Consider the following 8,841-nt stretch of genomic DNA (forward strand, 5'->3'; position numbering starts at 1 on the left):
CGATGCCGTGCGTGGATTCTCGGAGTACTGGGCCGCATGGGCCGCTTACTTGGCCGGGCAGCAACAGCCCCAGGCCGCCGTTCGAGCCGCACTGGAAGCTCTCGATCGCGATCCCACCGATTTTTTGACGATCAACCGCTTGCTGTACATGCTCAAGATCCTGGGCGACGCGGACGGTTATGCAAACTGGGAACAACGTTGGAAAGCGTTGCACCAAGTGCTGACGGCAAACAATTCGATTTCGAATGCCCAGACACCGAATGCCCAGACACCGAATGCCCAGACACCGAATGTCGATGCGATCGACGAACTGGCGTCCCAGTTGTTCGCGATCGATCGCAAGCTGGAGGCTGTTGCCTGGAAATCCCTGGAGGCCTACTACCGCAAGCTGCCCGCCGAAGTGATGACGCATTGGAATACCCAACGTCAGCAATTGGTCTCCGCCGGCGATGGGTTTCCCAGTCGCCAGACGCGACTGTGCGGGATGGAACTCGGCGCCTATCCACTTCCCGACGTTGAAATTGCGGTCCATGCTCCGGCCGCGCAACCCCCGAGCCCAAATTCCCTCAAGGCCGCGCCGCATCCCGCCGCCTTTCGTAACGTCTCCACCGAGATCGGCTTAACACATGCCTACGCGGTGGCTCGCGATCCCCAAGATTCTGGGTTTGCGATGTACCAACAAGCCGGCGGTGGGATCGCCGTCCTCGATTATGACTTGGATGGATGGGCGGATCTTTATTGTGCCCAAGGTGCTGCCGATCCGCCGGAGTTTCTAGCCGATCGCTCTGACATGCTGTATCGCCAGGCCGACGGGCAGCTTCGCGACGTGACCGCCGACGCCGCTGTCACGGAGCGCCACTACACGATCGGTTGCACCGCCGGAGATTGGAACCAAGACGGATTTGCGGACATCGTGGCCACCAACATCGGCGCCAATCTGCTGCTGATCAACAACGGGGATGGCACGTTTTCGGCGTCACCGCTTGCCGGGAGCGACGATCCGCATCGGATGCCGGCTTCGGTCGCGATGGCGGATCTGGATGGCGATCAGATCCCCGATCTCGTGGAACTCAACTACATCCAAGATCCTGAAATCGCACGAATGCCTGATCGTGATGCATCCGGCGAGGTCGTCGATGCGGTCGGTCCCGGCGACTTTACATCGGCAATGGACCGCATCGGTCGCAACGATGGCAAAGGCAATGCGGTGTTTCAAGCGATCAGCCGACAGGCATCCGACGCGCACAAGGGGCTGGGCATCGTGATCGCAAATTTTGACGGACAACCCGGCAACGAGGTGTTTGTCGGCAACGATAAATCGCCGAACCAAATGTGGGTCCGCGATCGCGACTCCGGCGTCTGGCAAGATCTGGCGGTTGTCAACGGCAGTGCCTATTCATCGTCGGGTGCCGCGACGGCCAGCATGGGAATCGCCGCAAGCGATTTTGATGGGAACGGGACGTTGGATCTTCACATCGCCAACTTTCAAAACGAAAGCGTCTGCCTGTACTTGAACCGAGACGGTTCGTTCCGCGATCGGGCGATTGAATATGGGCTTGGCGTCCCCAGTCGTTCGGTACTGGGATTCGGTTCCCAACCCTTGGACTATGACAACGACGCATTGCCGGATCTGGTGGTCAGCAACGGTCACATCGACCGATACCAATCGATGGTCGGTCCCTTTGAGCAAGTGCCGCAACTGTTCGGCAATTTGGCGGGGCGTTTTCAACTCGTCGATGTCGCCGATCCGTCGGGCTATTGGCCCACTGGGCATCTCGGACGCAGCGTGGCGACACTCGATTTCAATCGTGACGGCAGGACCGACGTCGTGATTTCCCACGTCGGCGAAACCACCGCACTGTTGATGAACGAAACGCCGACGCCCCATCACTGGCTGCAGCTGCGGTTGGTCGGCGTCCAAAGCGAACGTGATGCGATCGGCGCCAAGATCACGGTTCACCTGGCGGACCAGCAATTGACCGGCTGGGTGATCGGCGGCGATGGATACCTGGCCAAAAACGAAGCCGTCGTGTCGTTCGGTTTGGGTGATGCCAACTCGGTCGATCAGATCCGGGTCCAGTGGCCCAGCGGCGTTGACCAGCAGTTCGGCCCGACCGCTGTCGACCGGCGAATCCTGTTGATCGAGAACCAATCGGATTTCGATTGGCCCGAAATTGAAATTCATTGAGCGTGAACAAGTGACTGACCGAACGATCTATCTGACGTCGGCGATTGCCTTTGTCCTGATCCTTTCGATCGGGTGTCGGCATAGCGAGAATCCCGAGACGGCCATCACGTCCGCAGAACAAGACAGTGATTCGCTGGCGCAGGGGCCATCGGCTAATGCGTCGGACGCTGAGCCGCAAACAGGCGTCGCCACCGATCCACCACCGAACGTCAAAATGGATCGCGCCGGCGTGATTGCCAAAGCCGAGCAACTGGAGCAACAAGGTGACTTGCGCGGTGCCGAGTCTGTCCTGCGGTCTCTGTTGTTGGTCGACCCTGACGATGATGAAATCCTGTTCCGGATGGCCAACCTTGCGGCCGGGCGCGGTGATCTGGCCGAGGCCATCGAAGTGCTGAAAAGCATCCCCGCCGATCATCCTGAATCTGGACTGCCGGCACTCGGTCAGGCCGCCGATTGGTCGTTCCAGTTGGGACGTTATCAAGACGCAGAACGTGGCTATCTGAAAATTCTGGAACAGATCCCCCAAGCCGCTCCGGCACATCGAAAGCTGGCGTTTCTCTACAACCGTCAAGGGCGACGCCATGAAGCCGTCGAACATGTCCGCCATCTGTGCAGACAGGGCAACGTGCGTCAGGACGAATTGCACTCGCTGATGCAGCCGAGCGATGCGATGTACGACCCGCCCTCCGATACCCCTGCTGCTCCCGATCAACACCTGTACTATCCGATCGGCGTCTCCGGCGAAGCGAGAAAGTTATTCATGGACGAAAACTTCCAAGCGGCCGTCGACGTGTTGCGTGATTCGGTCGATGCCGATCAACAGCCGCCCTCGATCGTTGCGTTCTTCGGCCGCGCCGCTGCCGAGGCACAGGACGATGTGAGTTTTCAGTGGTGGCTGGGCAAAGTCGATGCCCGCACGAAACAGTTTTCCGAATACTGGGCCGCCATCGGGACCTATTGGTGGACCCAACGCAAGCCGGAACAGGCCTCCCGAGCGTTGTTGGAAGCCCTCGATCGTGAGCCCTCGGATTTCCGATCGATCGTCCGCTTGCGAGCTGCGCTGGAAGCGCTCGGCCGCGGCGAAGATGCCGAACAGTGGTCCGAGCGTTGGAAGACACTCCGCGACGTGTCCCAAGTCAACAATCGGATCGCCGATGCGCCGCAGCCCGATCTCGCATCGATGCTCAGGCTCGCCGCGTTACTCGAGTCACTCGATCGTCGACTGGAAAGCGTCTTGTGGAAGTCATTGGCAGCCCACTACCAGCGGGCCCCACGCAATGTCCTGCAAGGGCTGCAAGGCGAACTCGTGCGGTTGGTCCAATCCGAGCAGGGTTTTCCCGAGACGGCGGTCAAACTTTGCGGGATGCGACTCGATGCATTCCCCTTGCCCGCGATGAATCTGACTGAAACAAACGTTCCGGCCCCGACAGCCGGTTCGAGCCCCGCACCTTTCCAGTCGGTTGAGCCCTCGTTCGAGAATGTCGCCGCGAACGTCGATCTGACGCATGCGTTTCACGTCGCCAGTTCCAGCCAGGATCGTGGTTTTTCGGTGTATCAATCCGTCGGTGGTGCCGTTGCGGTCATCGACTACGACTTGGACGGCCAGGCGGACCTCTATTTCACCCAGGGTGGTGCGGACCCGCCGGACTTTGTCGGTCGCGAAAGCAACGTTTTGTATCGTCAGACGGAAGGGAAACTGGTGGACGTCACGGGGCATGCCGGCGCCCAACAGTCTCGCTACTCCACCGGTGTCACCGTCGGCGACTGGAACCAAGACGGATTCGCGGACTTGGTGGTTGCCAACGTCGGACAGAATTCGCTTTGGATCAACTCCGGCGATGGCACCTTTCGATCGGTCGACTTCGATGACCGTGATGACAAAACGATCCTGACGACTTCATTGGCGATGGCGGATTTGAGCGGCGATGCTCTGCCGGACGTGTTCGAGTTGAACTATCTGCACGACCCCGCCTTCAGCAAACGTCCCGCAGTCAACAAGCTCGGGCAAGTCGTCGGCTATCTCAAGCCGGCCGAGTTCAATCCGGGCACCGATCGATGGATCACGAACGATGGCAAGGGGCAAGCGTCCTTTCGGCTCATCGGTGATCCCGAAACCGCAGCCGCCTCCGGACTCGGGGTCGTCGTCGGCGATTTTGATGATCGCCATCCGGGAAACGAAGTCTTTGTCGGCAATGACACCGACCCCAATCAACTTTGGGTCCGTGGAAGCGGGGCGGACGAGAATCCTTGGAGTGATGTCGCGATGTCACGCGGTTGTGCCTTCGGGTTCGACGGCGTGCCGACCGCGTCGATGGGCGTGGCCGCAGGTGACTTCGACCAAAACGGCGCCCTTGATTTTCACGTGACGAATTTCCAAGACGAAAATGCCAGTCTGTTTCTCAACCGCGATGGAATGTTTCAAGATCGAAACGTCGGATTCGGACTGGCCGGACCCAGTTCCTCTGTGCTCGGATTCGGAACCCAAGCGATCGACTACAACAACGACGGCACGCTTGATCTGGTCGTGACCAACGGACACATCGAACAGTCCGCCGCTATTCCCGATCCCTTTGAACAACCCCCGCAATTGTTTCGAAATCTCGGCAACCGGTTCGAGCTTTGCGACGTGTCCGATCCCTCGGGCTACTGGAGCGGTCGACACGTGGGACGCGGACTGGCACGCCTGGATTTTAACCGCGACGGAAAGATGGACGTTGTCGTCACGCATCTCGGCGAGACCTCGGCGCTGCTGATCAACCGCACCGCAACGCAGAACCACTGGATTCAAATTCAACTGGTCGGCACGCAAAGCGAACGCGATGCGATCGGCGCCAAGGTGGAGGTGCAAGTCGGAGACCGCAGTCTGTCAGATTGGGTCGTCGCCGGAGACGGATTTTTTTGCCGTAACGAAGCGATCCTGGCGTTCGGTCTCGGCAACCGCCAACAAGTCGACCGGCTCTCGATCCGCTGGCCGAGTGGACGGCGTCAGCAAATCAACAATCTTCCCGCCGATCGCCGACTGTTGATCGTCGAAGGCGATCCGGAACCGTTTGAACGTTGGTGAACGGCTGGTCTTCGTCTGACGTCCGCCGGTTCACGCCGGCGTCCGGGCGTCCCGCGATGATTCTCACGGCCGCCCGTATTCAAACAGCGAGAACGCCTCGCCAAGCCCCTGCGTGATCAGATACACCTGATCGGCAGCCAACGTTCCGATCCGATCCACCGAACCGTCCGGCCAGGTCACCGACAGATCCGTCACCCGATCGGACTCGGCGAGTCCCGCGATCAACGTTTTCTCATTGCTGCAAAAGTATCCATCGCCGGCGAGCGACCAGACCGTTCGTGGTCGGCCGTCGCAGCGAAAACGGATCACCGCTCCCACCGCATCACGGCTGCTGTCGGTACCGACCAATCGGAATGCGATCCGATGATTTGGGGATTCGGTTTCATTGACCAGCAGACGGACTTGCTCGTGCGTGTGCGTGACCATCACGTCGTTCCGGCCATCGCGGTTTACGTCGGTCGTCCACAGCGCTCGGCCCACGTGCGGCGTGGTAAAATACTCGCCCCAGGCGTCGTCTTCGACCAACTCGAATCGACCGGTCGCACCGCGGCGGAACAACTGCATCGGCAATTCGTATGGCGGAACGTCCGGTCCGGAAAACTCGCCGATGTGTCCGTTGGTCACGATGATTTCATCGATCCCATCGTTGTCCATGTCAATCGCTTGGGTGCCGAAGCCGACCTGGGACAGTGTCGGTTCCACCAACCCAAGCTTTCCCGTTTCGTCTTTCCACATCCCCGGCGAGATCTGTTCGTAGTACACGTTGTACTCGCGGGCAAATCCGGTGACGTAAAAATCGAGGTCGCCGTCTAAATCAAAATCGCTGCTGGCGATCCCCATCGATGCTTGGGCCCGAGTCACCGCGTCGACGGCGACACCGCGCGCCGAAGCGGTTTCGTCGAGTTTCATCCGCTCACCGGCAGCACGCGTGTAAAAGGCGTTGCGCGACATGTCGTTGGCGACAAAGATGCCCAGGTTTTGGCCATCGAGCGCGCCGGCAACAATGCCCAGCCCGCGGCCGGGAGACGATCGGTCGATCCACGTGTCGGTCACGTCTTCAAATTCGCCCGTCCCCGTTGCCAGGAAAAATTGATCGTACTCGGCGGGGAACTTCAACGGATGACAGGGACCCAAAACACCTTCCTCGTTGGGGCACGCCTTGTCCAGATTTTCGACGGTCTTGCAATAGTTCGTCACCAGCAGGTCCAAGATTGAATCACCATTGATGTCGACCATCGCTGCGGAGGTGGACCAGGCGGGCGGTTGGTCGTCGCGAAGTCGCTCGGTGCAGTCGGTGAAGCTGCCGTCGCCGTTGTTGTGCAGCAAACGATTCGCCCCAAGGTTCGCAAAGAACAGGTCAGGAAAACCGTCGCCGTTGAAGTCTCCGATCGCGACTCCCTGTCCATAGCCTCGGTCGGCCACACCCGCCCTCGGACTGACGCGAACGAAGGTGTCTCCCAGGTTGCGCATCAAATCGTTGGCGATCGAGTCATTCTGCAGCATCGTCCCGCCCGCGTTCATCATCATCAGGTCGGGATGACCATCCAAGTCATAGTCGATCGCGCCCCCACCGACGCCTGTGGAACGAATCAGCGCCGCCAACCGCGCGTTGGTCGGATTGTTGCCTTGGCCGACCGCATCTAAACCCCAGGAAAGCGACTGTTCCGACATCCGCAGATGATCGTGGGAAGGGATCGTCGCGATGACGGACGACCGCAACTCGACTGCCGATGCGGATCCCAACTGCGGCGGTGGCAGGAACGCCAAATCAAGACGCCCTGACGCGTTCTGCGTGGAAACCCATTCCTGACTTTGGCCGAGCTGGCGAACGATTTCATTTCGCAACGTTTTCAGCTGATCGCTGGGATCTTCCGACAGGGTTGTCGCCACCGCGGACCAGGCTTCCGCTTCCCAGACTCGACCCACGTTTAGCAGCGAACGCGCGACCTGCGCCGCGCCCGTTTGGCTGACCGACCCACCGCCGGTGAACTCATTGAAGTGTTCCCGTAGAGTCAGTAAGGCGTCCGCATGGTCGGACACGACCGCCAGCTGTTCCTTTGAAATCGCATCGCGAAACTCTGACTCGCCGGCTTGCAGACGTTGGATCGCGAATCGCAGTTGATCCCACGTCAGACTGTTGCTCGAATCACGACGTGTCGCTTCCCAGTAGGCGCGAACCGCCGCTGCCGTTTCATCGTGGTGCATCGCCGCGTCACCCAGGGTCAGCCAATAGCCGGCGAAATCGGGGCTGCCAGCCGGCGCGGTTTCGATCCATTGCGGCAACTGTTCCCAACGCCCGGCCAACACCAACGCTTGTCCGTACATCGCATGCGCCGGCGCGAAATCGGGATGATGCTGCAAAATGTCCTCCAAGACGTCGATCGCCCGGGTCGCGTCGTGTCGATAGAGGAAGAGAAACGCGTCGGACAGACGCACGCGGCGATCGGTGGGATTGCGTTGTAACAATCGAGACGCCGTGTTTTCCGACAGACGTCGCGACGATCTTTCTGTCGTCGCCAACAGCAGCGAAAGATCGAAAGCACGATTCTGGATCAACGCCTTCAGGTGCGGTCCGATTCGATCGGTGCGTTGGACCTCGGCCAGAAATCCGACCAGCATGCGACGCTGCTGATTTGATTCGGGATGCATCGCCAGAGACTGTTCCAGCAGATCGATCGCCGGATAGATTTCACCGACTTCGACCAGCGCCTGGACCGCCAAGTTCACCCGCGCGGGCGGGCGATAATCCGCCAGCTTGGCCGCTTCGACCAACAAATTCGCGGCGTCTCGTTTGCGGTCGCAGTACGCATTGACCTTGGCCACCAGCGAGACCAAATCGGGATCGTTCGGATCAGCGATCAACGCCGCTTTGGCGTAGCGATCGGCCCGTTGCCAGTCCCCGGCTTGCATCGCTGATTCCATCAGCGCCCGTGGATCCTGCGACTCGCCGGCCGCCTCCGCAGAGGCTCCACCGGATGACGGGGGGGCGTTCGGTTTGGTTCCGTCGCATCCGCCGGCCATCACGCCACACAGCACGCATCCCATCACTCCCATTCGAAGACGGTCGCGAATCCAACGAGACGGAGTGGCCCGACACGGTGCACGGCGGGCGATGAAAAGGTCCTGAATCACGCTTTGAACTTCAAGAGGAGACTGATGCCGACTCATTCGGACCTGAGTGGACGGGTTCTCGCTGGATGACGAGGAAAGATCCTTGCCACCAGTGTAGCGTGATCACTGCATCGTGCCGCCGACGGAGTCGTGATTTTGACTTGGGCATCGCCCAAGGTCCGCAAACGGGACGCGAGGGATTGGCCAACGGCCATCCACAAATGCCTCGTCAAACGCGAAGGTTGTGCATGGCCCTTGGCCAAAGTTTACCTCATTGCGATGCGGTTCCTGGGGCGGCGCGACCCTCGCAAATGCTCGGTTTGCTTGCCCCAGGCTATGGATATGCATGCCCTTTGGGCAAAAAGCGAATGGTGTAGATGCCAATGCGCTTTGGGAGGGTCGAGTCGCTCGCAGCAAAGAAAGCCCACGACTACCTGCTGTTAAAGATTGCACCTGCCGTGGGTTGGGGGGCTGGGCC

Annotated in this window: 3 protein-coding genes; 2 read left to right on the plus strand and 1 reads right to left on the minus strand. The window is 59.9% G+C overall.

Features of this window, described 5'->3' with window-relative positions:
* On the plus strand, nucleotides 1-2,188 hold a 2,188-nt coding region (locus tag ABX749_RS12295), incomplete at its 5' end, for an FG-GAP-like repeat-containing protein (RefSeq protein ID WP_372896245.1).
* A gap of 10 nt (nucleotides 2,189-2,198) precedes the next feature.
* Nucleotides 2,199-5,252, plus strand: a complete 3,054-nt coding sequence (locus tag ABX749_RS12300; RefSeq protein WP_372896246.1) for an FG-GAP-like repeat-containing protein — start codon at nucleotides 2,199-2,201, stop codon at nucleotides 5,250-5,252.
* Nucleotides 5,253-5,315: 63 nt separating this feature from the next.
* Here ABX749_RS12300 and ABX749_RS12305 read toward each other — a convergent pair whose 3' ends face one another.
* A complete protein-coding gene (locus tag ABX749_RS12305) occupies nucleotides 5,316-8,384 on the minus strand; it encodes an FG-GAP-like repeat-containing protein (protein ID WP_372896247.1) in 3,069 nt (1,022 codons plus the stop codon).
* Nucleotides 8,385-8,841: the final 457 nt, after the last annotated feature.

The organism is Stieleria sp. (assembly GCF_041595215.1).
Classification (GTDB): domain Bacteria; phylum Planctomycetota; class Planctomycetia; order Pirellulales; family Pirellulaceae; genus Stieleria; species Stieleria magnilauensis.